The following is a 736-nucleotide window of genomic DNA, read 5'->3' on the forward strand; positions in this document are numbered from 1 at the left end:
ACAGTTCCAAAATATTTTTTTATTAATTCTGGATGTTTGTGAATTGCTGTATCTGTATCACAAAATATTATTCCTTTTTTTTCTAGATCTTTTCTTAATTTATGATATGCTGTTGTAGATTCCATCATTGCACCCGCACCTGCTAAAAATTTTCTTTCTGCTTCTGGAATTCCTAATTTTTCAAATGTGTTTTTTATTTTTTCTGGAACTTTTTCCCAATCATTTTCTACTTTTTTGTTTGCTGATAGATAATAAGTAATATCATTAAAATCAATATTGCTTAAATCTGGTCCCCATGTTGGCATTGGTTTTTTTAAAAATTCTCCATATGCTTTTAATCTTATTTTTAACATCCATTCTGGTTCATTTTTTATTTTAGATATTGCTTCTACTATTTCTTTGTTTAATCCTTTTGGGAATACTTCTAAATATTCTAAATCTTCTTTGAAAGAATATTTCTTCTGATTAATGTCCAAAAAACTTGTTTCATTCATTTTTTACACCTATAATCTTTTCATATCCTTCTTCTTCTATTTGATGTGCTAAACTTAAATCGCCTGATAAAATTATTTTTCCATTATGGATGATATGTACAAAATCAGGTTTTACATATTCTAAAATTCTATTGTAATGTGTAATTAATAAAATTCCTGTATTATTTTCATTAACTGTCTTATTTATTCCATTTGCAATTAATTTTAATGCATCAACATCTGTCCCAGAGTCTGGTTCGTCT

1 pseudogene is annotated in these 736 nt (G+C 26.4%); it reads right to left on the reverse strand.

The features are described from left to right. A pseudogene (locus A2255_09810) lies at positions 1-494 on the reverse strand (Fe-S cluster assembly protein SufB). Between the last annotated feature and the right edge of the window lie 242 nt (positions 495-736).

The organism is Candidatus Melainabacteria bacterium RIFOXYA2_FULL_32_9, from assembly GCA_001784615.1.
Classification (GTDB): Bacteria; Cyanobacteriota; Vampirovibrionia; order Gastranaerophilales; family UBA9579; genus UBA9579.